Here is a 16,125-nt window from a genome sequence, read left to right as displayed (position 1 = left end):
TCGGTCTTCTTGGGGGCGCGGTCGGCCGGCTTGTCGGTCATGCGGTGAGACTTTCTACGTGGTCGAGGATCACCCGGGCGGCTTCGACCGGCGACATCCGGCTCACGTCGAGCGCGAGCAGGTTGGCATGGGAAACAGGAAGAAGTGGACGGGTCGCACGGCGCTCAAGTGAACGTTCCCGATCAGTCTGCTTGAGCAGCTTGGCCCGCTCCGGATCGGTGACGCGCCGTTCATATTCTTCGTCATCATCGCATCGGAGCAGCACAGGGACCAGCGGAGCCCTGCGCCGAGCAGCCAGGTCGAGCACGGTTGTGTATCGCCGACGGCCGAGGTCATCGTCCATCAATACATCGGTAAGGATGTAGCTGAGACCAGGGGGCGCATCCTCAACGATGGCATCGAACACTGCGGCCCGGACACGATCGATCTTGTCCTTTACCGAGGACGGAATGCCTCCGAGCTGGTCGTTGGCAACCGCAGTGAATACCGGATTGGCGGTTAGGTGGTTGTCGATCAATACGGCTTCGGTCCGCTGGCCGATAGCGCGTGCAATGGTCAACTTGCCCACGCCCTGATAGCCCAACAGATAGATGATGCAGTGTCTCATTGCGCCTCGCCACTCAACCATGCGTACGCGGAATTGGAGCGTGGCGTCCAGAAGCCGCGGCGCCGGGCTTCGTTGAACTTGTCGATCAGCTCATCATAGCCGTAGCGGTTGTTCGCCTGGATGAACTCACGGGTTGCATCGTCTTCGACAAAGGCCTCGAAGGCGAGGTCGAAGTGGTGGGTCTTCACCGCCCCGGTGGTGGCGGCGAAGGCGAACATGTAGTCGAGTGTGGCGATGATCTCGAAGGCGCCCTTGTAGCCATGGCGCTTCACTCCGTCGATCCATTTGGGGTTGACGACGCGGGCGCGCACGACGCGCGACACTTCCTCCTCAAGAGTCCGGGCCAGTGGGCGTTCGGGGCGGGAGTGGTCGTTATGCCAGGCGGCGGGCTTGCGGCCGGTGAGGGCCTCGGCGGTGACGGCGAGGCCGCCCTCGAACTGGTAATAGTCGTCGCTGTCGAGCAGGTCGTGCTCGCGATTGTCCTGATTGTGGACGATGGCATCGATATCGTTGATCCTGGCAACGAAACGCTCCCGCTCCGGCGTGCCGGCCGAGTGGGCGCCGTAGGCGTACTGGCCCCAGTTGAGGAAGGCCTCGGCGAGGTCGGACCGGGTCCGCCACGACCCTGAGTCGATGAGGCCCTGCAGCCCCGCCCCGTAGGCGCCGGGCTTCGAACCGAAGATGCGATGGCCGGCCCTGAGCGCGGCCTCGCTCTGGGTGGCGCCGGACTTCATCAACTCGAGCGCCTCGGTACGCATGCGGGCGGCGATGGGATTGTCGTCCTCGGGTTCGTCGAGCGCACCGATGGCGCGGACCGCCTTGTCGAACAGCGCGATCTGGGCCGGGAAAGCATCGCGGAAGAAGCCGGAGATGCGCAGGGTGACGTCGACGCGCGGGCGGCCGAGCCTGGCGAGCGGGGTGATCTCGTAGCCGGAGACGCGCAGCGAGCCCGGGTCCCAGACCGGCTTCACGCCGATGAAGGCCAGGGCCTGAGCGATGTCGTCGCCGCCGGTCCGCATGTTGGCGGTGCCCCACACCGAAAGGGCGAGCGAGCGCAGCGGGAGGCCGTGATCCTGGAAGTGCCGCAGCAGCAGGTTCTCGGCGGACTTCTGGCCGAGTTCCCAGGCGGTGGGGGTGGGCACGGCGCGGATATCGACGGAGTAGAAGTTGCGGCCGGTGGGCAGCACGTCGAGCCGCCCGCGCGACGGGGCGCCGGAGGGGCCGGGAGCGATGAAGCGGCCGTCGAGACCGTCGAGCAGCGCGGCGATCTCGTTCGCTCCGGACGCGCGGAGGCGCGGGCGGATGACGGTGTCGATGGTATCGAGGACGGCGCGCGTGGCAGTCCAGTCGGGGTCGGGTGCGCGGCCCTCGACGAGTTGGGCGGCGAGGGTCTCGAGGTCCTCGACGACGTCGCCGACCGTGCGCATCTCCCGACCCCCAGGGCTGGGGGTGGGGGTCGCGAGGCTTGGCACAACCGCCTCCGGCACGGGCCCGGTCCATGGGGCGCCGAGGTCGGCGGTGAGCGGGTCGAGCCCCAGTTTCAGATCGTCGGCCAGGGCGCGGATCAGGGACGCCTCCCCTGCCCCCGGGCCGCGGGGGACGCGGGCGAGGGCAACGACCAGGTCGCGCTCCAGGCGACCGGTGGGGGACTGGCCGAAGATGTGGAGGCCGTCGCGGATCTGGGCCTCCTTGAGGTCGCACAGGAACGTGTCGATGCGCCTGAGGCTCTCGGCCTGGTCCGGAACGAGGCCGATATCGCGGTCGAGGCGCGCATCGCGGGCAAAATCGAGGATGCGCCGCCTGAGGCCGGCAAGGCGGCGGCGGTCCATGCCGGAGGCGGCGTAGTACTCGTCGAGCAGCGCCTCGAGGTCCTTGAGCGGTCCGTAGGTCTCGGCGCGGGTGAGCGGGGGAACGAGATGGTCGACGATCACCGCGCCGGTGCGGCGCTTGGCCTGCGTGCCCTCGCCCGGATCGTTGACGATGAAGGGGTAGAGTTGCGGCAACTCGGCCCAGAGCGCGGCGGGGTAGGACGCCCGATCGAGCGCGGTGGCCTTGCCCGGCAGCCACTCGAGATTGCCGTGCTTGCCGTTGTGGATCATGGCATGCGCTCCGAGTTCGTGACGCAGCCAGAGATAGGCCGCGAGGTAGCCGTGCGGCGGTACGAGATCGGGATCGTGATAGCTGGCCGTCTCGTCGAGGTGATAGCCGCGGGCGGGCTGCAGCAGCACGGCGAGATTGCCGAAGCGGATCGCGGGGAGATGGAACGTGTCGCCGCGAACGAAGGGATCGGTTTCGGGAGCACCCCAACGGGCAGTGACTTCGGCCTGGAGCTCGACCGGGAGTCGGGCAAATAGTTCGCGATAGCGGGCGAGGGAGACCGGGACGCCCTCGCCACGCTCGGGATGGGCGTTGGTAGGGCCGGACTGCAGCAGATCGATGAGGGCGTTGCCATCGAGCGGCAGCGCGCGTCGGGAGGACCCCTCATCCGCCCTTCGGGCACCTTCTCCCGCAAGGGGAGAAGCTGATGGAGCCGAAACGCCATAGCCGTTTTCACCCAGCGCCTTCAGGATATCGACCGTCGACTGCGGGGCGTCGTAGCCGACGCCGTTGGCGAGGCGGCCATCGCGGATCGGGTAGTTGGCGAGGACGATGGCGATGCGGCGCCGGGAGCGCGCGGTGGCGCGGAGGGTGGTCCAGTTCCGCGCCAGCGTCACGGCCCGGCGGATGCCGTCCCGGTCGGGGGCATAGGCCGACAGCGGACACTGGGTGCGCGCGTGCCAGACGGCTTGCTGCTTGTGGCCAACGAGGATCATGCCATGCCGCCCATCGAGCTCGGGCAGGACCACCTGCATGGCGAGGTCCTTGGCGGTGAGGCCCTGGCTGTCGGCGGCCCATTGCGCCTCGGGACGACCACCCTGAATGAGCTGGACCACCGGCGCATCGGTGCCGGCAAAGGGGTTCTGCGCGGGGTCGATGCCGTCGAGGCCGACGGCAAAGCCGGTGAGATTGAGGATGACCTGCGGCGGATATTGGGTGAGGACGCGCTGGACGAAGCCCAGGCAGGCCCCCTCCTTCAGCGTCGAGACGACGAGGGGCACGGGGTTGAGGTGTTGCGCCTCGAGTTCGGCAATGAGGGCTTCGAGCGTGGCGGTGCCGGCCCCTTCGAGGGTGGCGCGATAGAACAGCACGGCGACGTTGGGATGCGCGGAGCGCGGCAGCGCATCGACCATGCCGAGGCCGGGGAGCCAGAGGCCAAAACGGGGAAAGGGCGCGATGTCCAGGCTCGCGAGGGCCCCCTCGCTGGTCTCATCCTCCTGTTGATCCGGAAGCTGCCTCGCGTCCTGCCGTCGGGTGGCGACCTCGCCCGTCGCGGCAGGACGAGGCCCGGTCAGGGCGGGAGCGAGGCTTGCGATGCGGCGGAACGACTGCAGCAGCACATCCGCGTTCGCCGGCCCGCCCGCTGTGAACAGCGCATGCAGGCGCGACCAGTCCGTCGGGGCGATGGAGGAGCGCTGCTGCAGAATCGGATCGGGAGTCGCATCGCCCGGCAACAGGGCGAGCCGGACGCGCCCCGCCAGAGCCAGAGCGATCAGTTCGTCGACGCCATACTGCCAGTAGGCGGCACCGCCGAGCAGGCGGACGACCACGAGCCTTGCGTGCCGGACGGTGTCCTCGAGCCACAGGTCGACCGAGAGGTTGTGCCCCAGACGCAGCAGGTTGGCGAGCCGCAGGTCCGTCGCGCCGGCGCGGTCCGCGGCAGCAGCGAGCATCGCCAGTTCACTGTCGGCGGCAGAGGCAAAGACGATGTCGGCCGGCGTCTGGCCGAGGTCGATCGCCACGCCGTCCTGCTGCAATGCCCCGGCCTGAGCAGCGAGGAGATGCATCAGCGATGCGCCTTGATCGGCATCAAGCGGTGCGGACGGGCCGAGGCCAGTATGGCACGCATGTCACGCGCCCTGCTCATCGCCGCCAAAGTCGTCGCTCTAGCGGGCATCGCCCTGCTTTCGGTGTTTGCCCTCGACGTCTTCGGGAGCGGCGAACCGCTGCCGACAGTCGTCGTGGCGCTGCTGATGCATCTGCTGCCGAGCTTCGCGCTCCTTGCCGTCCTGGCCATCGCCTGGAGGTGGCCACTGGCAGGAGGGCTGCTGTTCCTCCTCGCCGCCGCGGCGGTCTTCCTCTTCCTCCGCAATCCCTTCGGCGTCAACCTGATGCTGGCCGGCCCGCTGCTGCTCGCCGGCAGCCTGTTCATCGGCGGCGCCCTCAGTGCGAAGGCCGGCCCGCATCGGCGAGCGACGCGCTGATCGCCTCGCGGTCGAGCGGGCTCTCCCCGATGACCACGAGCGCCGTCCGCTGTGCCTCGCCCGGCCGCCAGGGGCGATCGAAATAGGCGGTGACGCGGGGCCCGACGGCCTGGATGGCCAGCCGCGACGGCATCCCCGGCAGGGCAGCGAAGCCCTTGAGCCGCAGCACGTCGTGATCCCGGATGGTCCGCTCGATCGCCCCGAGCAGGTGCTCCCTTCCGGTGACGCCGTCGAGCGTGATCGAGAACGAGTCGAAGTCGTCGTGCTCGTGCCCGTCGCCGCCGTGCTCGAGTTCGTGGTGGCTTTCGCGACCTGCCAGATCGTCCTCGGTGGCGAGGCCAAGCCCCAGCAAAGCCGCGACATCGACATGACCATTGCGGGCGCGGACGAAGCCGGTGCCGGGCCGCATCTCGGACCTCAGGTGGGTCTCGATCGTGTCGAGCTCGCTCGCGGAAACGAGATCGGTCTTGTTGAGAACAACCATGTCGGCAGCCACCAGCTGATCCTCGAACAGCTCCCCGAGCGGGGTTTCGTGGTCCAGCATGGCATCGGCGGAGCGAAGCGCGTCCACCGCCGCCTCGTCGCTGGCGAAGCGGCCCTCGGCGAGAGCAGCGGCATCGGCAACCGTGACGACGCCGTCGATGGTGACTTCGGACTTGATCTCGGGCCAGTTGAACGCCCGGATCAGCGGCTGCGGCAGGGCAAGGCCCGAGGTCTCGATGACGATGTGGTCGGGCCGATCATCGCGAGACAGCAATTGCTGCATGGTGGGGATGAACTCGTCGGCGACGGTGCAGCAGATGCAGCCATTCGACAGCTCGATCATGTCCTCCTCGCGGCAGGTTGCGTCGCCGCAGCCGGCGAGGATTTCCCGATCGACCCCCATTTCACCGAACTCGTTGATGATCAGGGCGATGCGGCGGCCCTGGGCGTGGGCGAGGAGGTGGCGGACGAGCGTCGTCTTGCCGGCGCCGAGGAAGCCGGTGATGACGGTAACGGGGATCTTGTCGGTCATGAAGGACTCCGCAATGCAGTGGGCATCCCCGTTTCGGCGGGGATGCACACGCTCCTGTGTCTGGGTCTCAGGTTCCGGGTTTCAGTTGTAGAGCCGCGGCGTCACGAGGCCGGTCGCGGCGAGGCCGCGCACCAGCTTGGCCGCGGCCAGGACACCGAGGTCGATCAGCGGCTCGAGCAGGACCACGAGCATGTAGGCGCCGCCAAAGGTCGCGACGGCGGCGAGGTTGTCCGCGCCCAGGCCCTGGCCGTAGAGCGCCCAGAAGCCCACCCAGACGACCACGCCGCCCTGATAGGTGACCGAAAGCGCCAGCGCCTGGCCATAGCGCAGGTCGACATAGGGCGTGTTGGCCGGAACGATGCGATCGACCACGAGCTTGGTGGCGAAGAGCGGCCCCAGCAGGGTCGTGACATTGGCAAAATACTGCGGCAGGTCGAAGGGGGCAAAGAACAGGCCCTGGATCAACAGGCCCAGCGCGAGGCCGATGGCGGCCGGCGCGGCGCCGAACACCAGCAGCAGTGTCGAGCCCAGGATCAGGTGGACCTCGCTGACGCCGACCGGATGATGCGGCAGCAGTTCGAAGAAGCAGAAGACGGCGGCGGTGGTGGCGACCGAGCGGGCGAGGAGCGAGATCGCCCCGCGTTCGCGCACCGCGTCGGTGGCGAGCTTGAGGGTCATGGCGCCGGCGGCCGCAGCGGTGCCGAAGGCCAGTAGCATCTTTTCGGGAGAAATGAGGTCAGGTTCGATATGCATTTGTCGAAATCCAGTCCGAAGTGAACGAAAGGTCCTGAGACGCCCGGCGCGTCAGCGACAGGTCGTTGGAGGCCAAAGGCCCCATGGACGGACTCAGCCCGATGGTCTGGTCATGCATACCTCCGCCTGTCCCACCGACAGATGAGCGTTCAACGAGGCGCTGGCAGGTCTCCTGGCTCACGGGTCGTCACGCACCCCCGTCTTCCCGGCCCGACGGGCCAGTGACTGGTGGGGGGCGCTCGCCGCTTACAGTTGCGGGGGCAGCCACGGATTTGGTCCCTGATGGGTACGCCGCACCGTGTTCCCTTTTGATCCCCTCGCCCGAACGGGTCCGGGGAACCAACGCTGAGCAATGACTACGCCCCGCAGGGGGCGGCGGTCAATCTTCGAGGGCGGAGAAATCCGGGTAGCCGACGGTAATGGCGGCGATGCGGGCATCGACCGTGTGCAGCAGCGGCTCGCTCGAGGCGACCATGCGGTCGCCGGCGATCGGCTCGACATCGAGGTCGCCGGGAATGTCGGCGGTCGGCTGGAAGGAGACCGAGACGTGGCAACCGCCGGCAAGGTCAGCAAGCGTGCCGCCATCGAACCCGGCGTAACCGCCATAATCCCACCAGAACCCGGTCAGTTCGAACGGAGCGCCGTTGAGGGCCTCGACTTCGCCGACGCTCATCCCGACCTTCAGGCCGCCGGGGGCCGTATCGCCGGCCGGTACGGTGAAATAGGCCAGCCGCTCGAAGGCGGCTTCATCCCACCAACCGAACTCCATCTGCCGTTCCGAATCGCCCGGGAACACCGTCGTCGCAACGAGGGTCGAGCCCTCGGGACCGGGGACTTCCCCGGTCACGACATTCTCCCGGCCGAAGGCCTCGACGAGGAGCGCCTCGGAACTGTCCGCGGCGAAGGGTCCATCGCAGGTTATCTCGGCGGCCGAGGCCGGCACGAGGAACCCGACCAGGCCGGCAAATGCGAAGACGGCGAAGCGCATACTGATCCTCCGTGACCGCGACGACGCTAGCCGATGCCGGCGAGTCTGGGCAGCCCCCGCGGCAAAAACCCGGCGGCCGCGGCTAGCGCGGAATCGGGCCCTTGAAGATGAAGAAGGCGCCGCAGGCGATGAACAGGAAGCCAACGAGGTGGTTCAGGGTCAGCGGTTCCTTGAGATAGAGCACCGAGAAGGCGGCGAACACGGTCAGCGTGATCACCTCCTGCATGGTCTTGAGCTCAGCGGCGGAATAGACGGCGTGGCCGATCCGGTTGGCGGGTACGGCGAGCCAGTACTCGAAGAAGGCGATGCCCCACGACACCAGCACCACCAGCCAGAGGGCCTGCGAGGGGAACTTGAGGTGCCCGTACCAGGCAAAGGTCATGAAGACGTTGGAGGCGATCAGAAGCACGATGGGCAGGACGTGCGGCAGCGAAAACACGGGACGGCGCTCCGGTTGGCCGGGTGTGATGCCCGCCGGGTCGCAGGGCACCACAGCATGGGGGCAGCACAGCATAGAGCGCGATTCGGCCGTGGTGGGCAGGCCCCCCACTCAGGGGGAGAGGCACTCGATGAGGCCGGCGGCGAGGGCCTCGATCAGTTCGCGGTAGGCCCGCGGGCCCTCGGGCACAGCCGCACCTTCGGGATCGAGAACACCCGCCCGCGCCGAGCTGCCCTCGATCAGCACCTCAACGATGCGCGGATCGAATTGCGGTTCGGCAAAGACACAGGCGGCATCCAGAGTCTTCAGCCTCGTGCGAATCTCCGCAATCCGATCGGCCCCGGGCGTGACTTCGGGACTGACCGTGATCGAGCCGACCACCTCCAGGTCGAAGCGACGCTCGAAATACTGGTAGGCATCATGAAAGACGACGAAGGGCCGGTCCGCCAGCGGCTCCAGCCTGGCGCGGGTCTGCTGCAGCAACGCCTCGAGATCGGCAATCTGGACCCGGCCGTTCTCGGCATAGGTTGCGGCGTGCTCCGGATCGGCCGCCGACAGGCCGGCGACGATCTCACTCACCATGACCTTGGCGTTTTCGGGGTCGAGGAAGAAGTGCATGTCGGCTTCCGCCTCGTGGGCGTGGTCGTGTCCCTCCTCGTGGTCGTGGTCGCCCTCGTCGTGCGCGTGCGGCTCGAAGGTGCCGCCTTCGCGCGGGGGCAGCAGCGTGATGCCGGGTGATGCGGCCAGTTCGACGATCGCCGCCCGGGGCGCGAGCGTGGTGATCGCATCCTCGAGGAAGAGTTCGAGGCCGTGGCCGGTCCAGAACACGAGGTCGGCCTCCTGCAGAGCAACAGCATCCGAGGGCCTGAGGCTGTAGGTATGCGGCGAGGCCGCTCCCTTGACGATCAGTGCCGGCACGCCGAGATCGCCCATCACGGCGGCCACCAGGGCGTGCACCGGCTTGATGCTGGCCACGACGCGGGGAACCTCGGCGCAGGCCGGGGTCGCTAGTGCTCCCACGGCCAGCAGCGCCGACAGGGCGAACTTGAACATCGGCGAACTCCGTTCGATATGTTATGACATTACGCTAGCGCGAAGTAATGCTATAACGTAATGCAATGCGGATCGACAAGAGGCCTGACGGGCGCAGAGATGGACCTTTCCACACGGCAGACATTGGTGGAAATCGCCGATGCCGGCGTCTCGCGCGGCGGCAGATGGCTGGTCGAAGGCATCGACCTGTCCATTCGCAGAGGCGAGATCGTGACGCTGATCGGGCCGAACGGATCGGGAAAATCGACCACCGCCAAGCTGGTGACGGGCGTACTGCGCCCCGACACGGGCAGGGTCGTGAGGCAGCCCGGCCTGACGGTCGGCTACGTTCCGCAGAAGCTGACCATCGACTGGACGCTGCCCCTGACGGTGCGTCGGCTGATGTCGCTGACCGGCCGCTTCGGGCGAGGCGAGATCGAGCAGGCGCTCGCCCAGGTCGGCATCCCGCACCTGGTCGATGCCGAGGTCCAGCACCTGTCGGGCGGCGAATTCCAGCGCGCCCTGATGGCGCGGGCGATGATCCGCAAGCCCGATCTGCTGGTGCTCGACGAACCCGTGCAGGGCGTGGATTTCTCCGGCGAGGTAGCGCTCTACGACCTGATCGGCGAGATTCGCGACGAGATCGGCTGCGGCGTGCTGCTGATCAGTCACGACCTGCACGTGGTCATGGCCGCGACGGATACCGTGGTCTGCCTCAATGGTCACGTCTGCTGCCGAGGCACCCCCGAGTCGGTGGCGCGCAGCCCGGAGTACCTGAGCCTGTTCGGGGCGCGGGCGGCTTCGGCGCTGGCCGTCTATCAGCACCATCACGACCATACGCACCTTCCGGACGGACGGGTCGAGGAGGCCGACGGTCGGATCCTGTCGGCGCACGAGCACGTGCATGACCACCACGGGCACGCGCATGGCGATCACGGCCACGGGGCCGATGCGGGACACGACCATGCTCGATGACTTCTTCACGCGCGCGCTGGTGGCGGGAATCGGGCTGGCCCTAGTCACCGGTCCGCTGGGCTGCTTCATCGTGTGGCGACGCATGTCGTATTTCGGCGACACCATGGCGCACTCGGCCCTATTGGGGGTGGCGCTGAGCTTCCTGCTGCAGATCGACCTGACGATGGGCGTCTTCTTCGTGGCGACCGCGGTTGCGGCGGCACTGCTGCTGCTGCAGAGGCGTAACGCCCTCTCGACCGACGCGCTGCTCGGTATCCTTAGCCACTCGACACTGGCGATCGGCCTGGTGCTGGTTGCCTTCATGACCTGGATCCGAGTGGACCTGATGGGGTTCCTGTTCGGCGACATCCTGGCCGTGTCGGTGGTGGACATCGCCGTGATCTATGCCAGCGGCGGGGCGATCCTGGTTCTGCTGGTGCTGGTCTGGCGCCCCCTGCTGGCCGCCACCGTCAGTGCCGAGCTGGCGGAGGCCGAGGGGATGAGACCGGAGATGACCCGAGCCCTGCTGATGCTGCTTCTCGCCTCGGTCATCGCCATTGCCATGAAGATCGTCGGCGTCCTGCTGATCACCTCGCTGCTGATCATTCCGGCGGCGACGGCGCGCCGCCTGAGCGCCACGCCCGAGCAGATGGCGCTGATTGCCGCCGGCATCGGTGCCCTCGGCGTCGCCGGGGGACTGTTCGGCTCGCTCCACTACGACACCCCGAGCGGACCCTCCATCGTGGTGGCGGCGCTGGCCCTCTTTCTCGTTTCGCTGCTGATCCCGTCGCACCTGTTCGCTGCCAAGAGAGGCAAGTCCCCCTGATGGCCCACACCCATGACGATCACCACCACGAACGTCCGCGCGACCTGACGCGCAACCAGGACCTTGTGCTGAGCACGCTGAACCAGGCGCACGGTCCGCTCTCGGCCTATGACATCCTCGACAGGCTGCGCGACGACGGGCTGCGGGCACCGCTGCAGGTCTATCGGGCCCTCGACAAGCTGGTCGAGCAGGGTCTGGCGCACCGGCTGGAATCGCTCAACGCGTTCGTCTGCTGTGCCGACGCGGGCTGCCACAAGGCCCGCGGCAACGCGGCCTTCGCGATCTGCTCGGGCTGCGGACGCGTGGACGAGTTCGCCGATGAGGAGGTGAACACCCGCCTCGGCGACTGGGCGGCGCAGCACGGCTTCGCGCTCGAGCGTACAACCATCGAGTTGCGCGGCCGCTGCGCCGACTGTCAGAAGGGCTAGCCCGCCTTTCGGGCCTCCGCGGGCCCGCTGAGCAGCCGGGCCAGCTGATCCACCGGCATCGGCCGGGCGAACAGGTAGCCCTGGAACTCGCGGCAGCCGTAGCGCGCCAGCAGCGCCGCCTCCTCGCGCCGCTCGACCCCTTCGGCCGTGACGGCCAATCCCATGGCGAAGGCATAGATCATGGTCGCCTCGACCAGCGCCGACTGCGCCGCGTTCTGGTCGATATCGGCAACCAGCGAGCGGTCGAGCTTGACCCGGTCGAAGGCGAATTGCCGCAGGTAGCCGATCGAGGAATAGCCGGTGCCGAAGTCGTCGAGCGCCAGAACGATGCCGCGCGCGCGCAGTTCTTCCATGACTCTCTTGGCCCGCTCGGGCTGGGCGATGAGGAAGGACTCGGTGACTTCCAGTTGCAGCCGGTCGGCCGCCATCCCCCATTCCTCCAGAACAGCGCTGATGGTGGTGCCGAGGTTGGGATTGCGCAGTTGGGCCGCGGAGACGTTGACCGAGACCTTGATGTCCTCGAATGGGCCGATCTCCTCGATCGCCCTCCGCAGGGCGAACATGCCCAGGTCATCGATCAGGCCGGACTTCTCGGCGACGGGGATGAACTCGCCCGGCCCCATCGGGCCACCCGGGCGGCGGTTCCAGCGCATCAGGGCCTCGACGCCGATGATCGACTGCGTGGCGAAGTCGATGATCGGCTGGTAGTCGAGATCGAACTCGTCGGCGTTGAGGCCGCGCCGGATATCGGCTTGCAGCTCGAGGCGCAGGCGGCGCTCGTCCTCGATCCCCGGATCATAGACCACCAGATGATGCCCACCGGTCTCGCGTGCCCGCGCGAGCGCGGTCTCCGCCCGCCGCATGAGGTCCCCGATGGTTTCGCGCGTGACCACGCCCTCGGCAAAGCCGACGCTGAGGCCGACCTTGAGCGTGAGGTTGTCGACCTTGATCGCCTCGCTGGCGAGACCGAGGATCCGCATGGCCAGGCCACGGACCAGATCGGCCCCATCATCGCCGGCACGCGCCAGGGTGAACTCGGCCGCCCCAGTGCGGGCGAACTGGACGTGCCCATTGGTCGCTGCCTCGATGTGATCGGCCAGGACGTCCATCAGCCGGTCTCCGGCCTCGCGTCCGTATGAGGCGATGACGTCGAAGAATCCGTCGATGCCGATCTGCGCGGCGGCCAGAGGCATGTCGCGGCGCTTCCTCGGCATCATGTTGCGCAGGCTTTCCTCGAGGGCAAAGCCGTTGGGCAGCCCGGTCACCGGATCGTAGCGGGCATTGTGCCAGTCGCGTTCGTCGGACTCGGTCCGGCTCTTGATCGAGGAGAAGAAGGCCACCAGCACCGCCGTGACCAGCACGCCGATGATCAGCATGAGGATCGCCGCGACGCCGGCCGCGTGCGCGAAGGCGGGATCGCCCGGGCGCCGCGGCTGCCACGAGATGGAGGTGATCTCGGCGCCGTCGGCGTCATGCAGGACCATGCTCTCGGCGCCCGGCTCGTGCGCGCGTTCGAAGCGCGGCAGCGGCAGCTGGAAACGGGCCGCGACGCCGCTCAGCATCTCGTCGTTCAGCTGCTTGGCGAACCACAGGATGCGGCGTTCGCTCCGGGGCACGCTGGCCTGACCGGTATTGCCGTGCACCACCGCCGCGGCGAGCGCGGCCGCGCCATCGTCCCGGCGCACCAGATGCGCGACGGTGGCGTCGTCACCGAGGCTGTTGATGTTCTGATCGAGCTCGGCCAGCATCGTCGCCGCGCTGCTGAAGTGATCGGCAAGTTGACCGCCTATGGGGCCGCGGCTGGTTTCCCCGAAGACGATCTGGCCGGCTGTATCGGTCAGCACGACAGTGTCGTAGCTCTCCGAAATGCGGGCCGTGGCACCCCAGACCGAGTCGAACCAGGCCGGGTTCGGCGTGATGTAGGTGTTGACGTAGGCCTCGGTCCAGGTGGCTTCGTCGGCGGTCCCTTCACCGAGGGCGACGACCAGGGACTCGATTGCCGCCACGATCGCCTTGCGGCCGCGATCGGCATCGATGGCGTTCATCTCCGCGCTCATCAGGTACATGATGAGGAAGACCAGCGAGCAGACTGCCGCGAACACCGCTGCCGCCGGAACGGCAACCCAAAGCAGGAACGTGCGAAGCGGATGCCGCTTCGGACTGCCGCCAAAGCGTGCGCCACGCCCGGCATTGGCCGCGGTCGGCGAGGGTTCTGCAGCTTGCGGCAATGAGGGTCACCAGCGCTCCGGACTCGACCGAAAACGCTAGTGGAGGGCACTTAACACCGGCTTAAGCCGATGGCGCAGGCGGCGCGGGTCACGCCGCGGCAACAGACTTGCGCGCCAGCCGGGCCCGGATGCTCTCGACATCGGCGCGCGGCGTGGCGGCGAACAGGGTCCTGGTATAGGCGTGCTGCGGCGCCTCGAAGACGCGGTCGCGGCTGCCGTACTCCACCGCCTCGCCCAGGTACATCACCATCACCTCGTCGGCGATGTAGCGCACGACGGACAGATCGTGGCTGATGAAGACATAGGTCAGCCCGAACTCGTCCTGCAGATCGGCGAGCAGGTTGAGGATCTGGGCCTGGACCGACAGGTCGAGGGCCGAAACCGGTTCGTCGAGCACCAGCAGCGAGGGATTGAGGATGATCGCGCGGGCGATGGCGATCCGCTGGCGCTGGCCGCCGGAGAACATGTGCGGATAGCGATTGAAGTGCTCGGGTTGCAGCCCGACCTTGACCAGCATCTGCATGGCCCGCTCGCGGCGTTCGGCGAGCGGCATGTCGGTATTGAGCAGCAGCGGCTCCATCAGCACGTCGCCGATCTTCTGGCGGGGATTGAGCGAGCCGTAGGGGTTCTGGAAGACGATCTGCACCTTGCGGCGCATCTCGCGGGTGACGCCGGTCCCGCCGATATCGACGGCGACCCCGTCCATGAACAGTTCGCCTGAGGTCTGCCGGTCGATCAGGGTCAGGATGCGGGCGAGCGTCGACTTGCCTGAACCGCTCTCGCCGACGATGGCGAGGGTCCGGCCCCGGTCGAGCGAGAAGCTGAGGTCCTTGACCGCATGAACGACCCGGCCGCCGCCAAACAGGGTGCCGCCGACGTGATAGTCGCGCGAGATGCCGCGCGCCTCGAGCACCGCACTCATCGGGCCACCAGGTCGTCGGTGCTGAAGCCGGAGACGGTGGGCAGGCGATCGCCGGTGGCGTTTTCCGGCAGGGCGGCGAGCAGCGCGCGGGTGTACGGGCTGTTGGGCGCGGTGAACAGCTCGAGCACTCCCGCCTCCTCCATCTTGCGCCCCTTGTACTGCACCACGACGCGATCGGCGGTTTCGGCGACGACGCCGATATTGTGGGTGATCATGATCAGGCCCATGCCGTGCTCGCCCTGCAGCCGCACCAGAAGGTCGAGGATCTGCTTCTGGATGGTGACGTCGAGCGCCGTGGTCGGCTCATCGGCGATCAGCAGCTTGGGGTTGCAGGCGATCGCCATGGCGATCATCACGCGCTGGTTCTGGCCGCCCGACATCTGGTGCGGGAACGAATGCAGCCGCTGTTCGGGCTCGGGGATACCGACCTGGTGCAGCAGTTCGATGGCGCGGGCCCGGCGCTCGGTCCGCCCCATGCCGAGATGGAAACGCAGCACTTCCTCGATCTGGAAACCGACGGTGAAGCACGGATTGAGGCTGGTCATCGGCTCCTGGAAGATCATCGCCACGTCGCGGCCGATGATCTTGCGGCGCTCTGCGGAACTCAGCGTCAGCAGGTCGCGCCCATCGAAGGCCATCCGGTCGGCGGTGACGGTCGCGGTCGGCGGCAGCAGACCCATGACGGAGAGCATGGCGACGGACTTTCCCGAGCCCGACTCGCCCACGATCGCCAGCACCTCGCGGGCATCGACATGCAGGTCGATGCCCCTGACGGCATGGAACAGGCCGACCGAGGTATCGAAGCTGACGGTGAGGTTCCTGACTTCGAGCAGGTGCATCGGGTCAGCTCCGCTTGAGCTTCGGGTCGAGCGCGTCGCGCAGCCCGTCGCCGACCAGGTTGATGGCGAGGACCGTGATCAGGATGGCAAGGCCTGGCATGGTGACGATCCACCAGGCCGAGGTGATGAACTCCCGCGCCCGCGCCAGCATGGTGCCCCATTCCGGCGTCGGCGGCTGGGCGCCCATGCCGAGAAAGCCGAGGGCGGCCGCCTCGAGAATGGCATTGGAAAAGCTCAACGTCGCCTGAACGATCAGGGGACCGAGGCAGTTGGGCAGGATGGTGATGAACATCAGGCGCAGGTGCCCGGCGCCGGCCACCTTGGCCGAGACCACATACTCGCGGCTCTTTTCGGAGAGTACCGCGGCGCGTGTCAGGCGGGCGAAGTGCGGCTGCAGCACCAGGGCAATGGCGAGCATGGCATTGAACAGGCCGGGCCCCAGGATCGCCACCAGCACCAGGGCGAGCAGTAGCGAGGGAAAGGCGAGGATGATGTCCATGATGCGCATGATCAGGGCATCGACCCAGCCGCGGAAATAGCCCGCCACCAGCCCCAGAGTCACGCCCGAGAACAAGGCGGCAGTGACGACGAAGAAGCCGATGAACAGCGAGAACCGCGCCCCGTGGATCAGCCGGGAGAGGATATCGCGCCCGACCTCGTCGGTGCCCAGCAGGAATTGCGGCTGGGTGCCGCCGGCCCAGGGCGGCGCCATGCGGATGAATTCCCGGAACTGCTGATCGGGCGGGAACGGCGCCAGGACCGGCGCGAGGAGCGCCACCAGCAGCAGCAGCAG

Annotated in this window: 15 protein-coding genes and 1 riboswitch; of the genes, 4 read left to right on the top strand and 11 right to left on the bottom strand. The window is 67.6% G+C overall.

Going from position 1 to position 16,125, the window contains the following annotated elements:
* Nucleotides 1–37: 37 nt before the first annotated feature.
* Nucleotides 38–607, bottom strand: coding sequence for a chloramphenicol phosphotransferase (locus tag ACE3TU_RS02660; protein ID WP_374619884.1), 570 nt, complete (start codon nt 605–607; stop codon nt 38–40).
* Entirely contained in the window at nt 604–4,491 is a 3,888-nt protein-coding gene (cobN, locus tag ACE3TU_RS02655) for a cobaltochelatase subunit CobN (protein ID WP_374619882.1), read from the bottom strand. The genes ACE3TU_RS02660 and cobN overlap by 4 nt, the downstream gene beginning before the upstream one ends.
* 51 nt (nt 4,492–4,542) lie before the next feature.
* Here cobN and ACE3TU_RS02650 point away from each other — a divergent pair, with 51 nt between their 5' ends.
* A complete protein-coding gene (locus ACE3TU_RS02650; protein ID WP_374619879.1) occupies nt 4,543–4,908 on the top strand; it encodes a hypothetical protein in 366 nt (121 codons plus the stop codon).
* Here ACE3TU_RS02650 and cobW read toward each other — a convergent pair.
* The 5 genes from cobW to ACE3TU_RS02625 form a co-directional block, all read right to left on the bottom strand.
* Nucleotides 4,868–5,923, bottom strand: coding sequence for a cobalamin biosynthesis protein CobW (gene cobW / locus ACE3TU_RS02645; RefSeq protein WP_374619877.1), 1,056 nt, complete (start codon nt 5,921–5,923; stop codon nt 4,868–4,870). The two genes, ACE3TU_RS02650 and cobW, sit on opposite strands and share 41 nt — an antisense overlap.
* Before the next feature lie 81 nt (nt 5,924–6,004).
* Entirely contained in the window at nt 6,005–6,676 is a 672-nt protein-coding gene (locus ACE3TU_RS02640) for an energy-coupling factor ABC transporter permease (RefSeq protein ID WP_374619875.1), read from the bottom strand.
* A 144-nt stretch (nt 6,677–6,820) separates the two neighbouring features.
* Nucleotides 6,821–7,035: riboswitch (cobalamin riboswitch) on the bottom strand.
* Nucleotides 7,036–7,055: 20 nt separating this feature from the next.
* Nucleotides 7,056–7,664, bottom strand: a complete 609-nt coding sequence (locus ACE3TU_RS02635) for a hypothetical protein (protein ID WP_374619873.1) — start codon at nt 7,662–7,664, stop codon at nt 7,056–7,058.
* An 82-nt stretch (nt 7,665–7,746) separates the two neighbouring features.
* Nucleotides 7,747–8,103, bottom strand: coding sequence for a DMT family protein (locus ACE3TU_RS02630; protein WP_374619871.1), 357 nt, complete (start codon nt 8,101–8,103; stop codon nt 7,747–7,749).
* Between the two features lie 111 nt (nt 8,104–8,214).
* The gene (locus tag ACE3TU_RS02625; protein ID WP_374619868.1) at nt 8,215–9,156 is read right to left on the bottom strand and encodes a zinc ABC transporter substrate-binding protein; all 942 of its coding nucleotides are present in this window, start codon (nt 9,154–9,156) and stop codon (nt 8,215–8,217) included.
* A gap of 99 nt (nt 9,157–9,255) precedes the next feature.
* On the opposite strand from ACE3TU_RS02625, the gene ACE3TU_RS02620 reads away from it, so the two are divergent.
* The 3 genes from ACE3TU_RS02620 to ACE3TU_RS02610 are packed head-to-tail and all read left to right on the top strand — an operon-like array spanning nt 9,256 to nt 11,343.
* Nucleotides 9,256–10,110 carry an ATP-binding cassette domain-containing protein gene (locus tag ACE3TU_RS02620; RefSeq protein WP_374619866.1) on the top strand — a complete coding sequence of 285 codons (855 nt, stop codon included), beginning with the start codon at nt 9,256–9,258 and terminating at the stop codon, nt 10,108–10,110.
* A complete protein-coding gene (locus ACE3TU_RS02615; RefSeq protein WP_374619934.1) occupies nt 10,100–10,915 on the top strand; it encodes a metal ABC transporter permease in 816 nt (271 codons plus the stop codon). Before ACE3TU_RS02620 ends, ACE3TU_RS02615 begins: the two co-directional genes overlap by 11 nt.
* A complete protein-coding gene (locus ACE3TU_RS02610) occupies nt 10,915–11,343 on the top strand; it encodes a Fur family transcriptional regulator (RefSeq protein ID WP_374619864.1) in 429 nt (142 codons plus the stop codon). Before ACE3TU_RS02615 ends, ACE3TU_RS02610 begins: the two co-directional genes overlap by 1 nt.
* Here ACE3TU_RS02610 and ACE3TU_RS02605 read toward each other — a convergent pair.
* The 4 genes from ACE3TU_RS02605 to ACE3TU_RS02590 form a co-directional block, all read right to left on the bottom strand.
* Nucleotides 11,340–13,571, bottom strand: coding sequence for a putative bifunctional diguanylate cyclase/phosphodiesterase (locus ACE3TU_RS02605; protein ID WP_374619862.1), 2,232 nt, complete (start codon nt 13,569–13,571; stop codon nt 11,340–11,342). The genes ACE3TU_RS02610 and ACE3TU_RS02605 overlap by 4 nt on opposite strands.
* A gap of 88 nt (nt 13,572–13,659) precedes the next feature.
* A complete protein-coding gene (locus ACE3TU_RS02600; RefSeq protein WP_374619859.1) occupies nt 13,660–14,493 on the bottom strand; it encodes a dipeptide ABC transporter ATP-binding protein in 834 nt (277 codons plus the stop codon).
* The gene (locus ACE3TU_RS02595; protein WP_374619857.1) at nt 14,490–15,332 is read right to left on the bottom strand and encodes an ABC transporter ATP-binding protein; all 843 of its coding nucleotides are present in this window, start codon (nt 15,330–15,332) and stop codon (nt 14,490–14,492) included. The genes ACE3TU_RS02600 and ACE3TU_RS02595 overlap by 4 nt, the downstream gene beginning before the upstream one ends.
* Before the next feature lie 4 nt (nt 15,333–15,336).
* Nucleotides 15,337–16,125, bottom strand: a 789-nt coding sequence (locus ACE3TU_RS02590; RefSeq protein ID WP_374619854.1) for an ABC transporter permease subunit, incomplete at its 5' end; no start/stop codon positions are given.

Origin of the sequence: Devosia sp., from assembly GCF_041917035.1 — a bacterium.
Lineage (GTDB): Bacteria > Pseudomonadota > Alphaproteobacteria > Rhizobiales > Devosiaceae > Devosia_A.
The sequence above is the reverse complement of the archived record's forward strand: the minus strand, read 5'-3'. Positions and strand labels throughout refer to the sequence as shown.

Bases quoted from the DNA above. Each gene is read 5' to 3' on its own strand.
- ACE3TU_RS02660 (WP_374619884.1), bottom strand. From the start codon at position 607: ATGAGACACTGCATCATCTATCTGTTGGGCTATCAGGGCGTGGGCAAG.
- cobN (WP_374619882.1), bottom strand. From the start codon at position 4,491: ATGCATCTCCTCGCTGCTCAGGCCGGGGCATTGCAGCAGGACGGCGTG.
- ACE3TU_RS02650 (WP_374619879.1), top strand. From the start codon at position 4,543: ATGGCACGCATGTCACGCGCCCTGCTCATCGCCGCCAAAGTCGTCGCT.
- cobW (WP_374619877.1), bottom strand. From the start codon at position 5,923: ATGACCGACAAGATCCCCGTTACCGTCATCACCGGCTTCCTCGGCGCC.
- ACE3TU_RS02640 (WP_374619875.1), bottom strand. From the start codon at position 6,676: ATGCATATCGAACCTGACCTCATTTCTCCCGAAAAGATGCTACTGGCC.
- ACE3TU_RS02635 (WP_374619873.1), bottom strand. From the start codon at position 7,664: ATGCGCTTCGCCGTCTTCGCATTTGCCGGCCTGGTCGGGTTCCTCGTG.
- ACE3TU_RS02625 (WP_374619868.1), bottom strand. From the start codon at position 9,156: ATGTTCAAGTTCGCCCTGTCGGCGCTGCTGGCCGTGGGAGCACTAGCG.
- ACE3TU_RS02620 (WP_374619866.1), top strand. From the start codon at position 9,256: ATGGACCTTTCCACACGGCAGACATTGGTGGAAATCGCCGATGCCGGC.
- ACE3TU_RS02615 (WP_374619934.1), top strand. From the start codon at position 10,100: ATGCTCGATGACTTCTTCACGCGCGCGCTGGTGGCGGGAATCGGGCTG.
- ACE3TU_RS02610 (WP_374619864.1), top strand. From the start codon at position 10,915: ATGGCCCACACCCATGACGATCACCACCACGAACGTCCGCGCGACCTG.
- ACE3TU_RS02600 (WP_374619859.1), bottom strand. From the start codon at position 14,493: ATGAGTGCGGTGCTCGAGGCGCGCGGCATCTCGCGCGACTATCACGTC.
- ACE3TU_RS02595 (WP_374619857.1), bottom strand. From the start codon at position 15,332: ATGCACCTGCTCGAAGTCAGGAACCTCACCGTCAGCTTCGATACCTCG.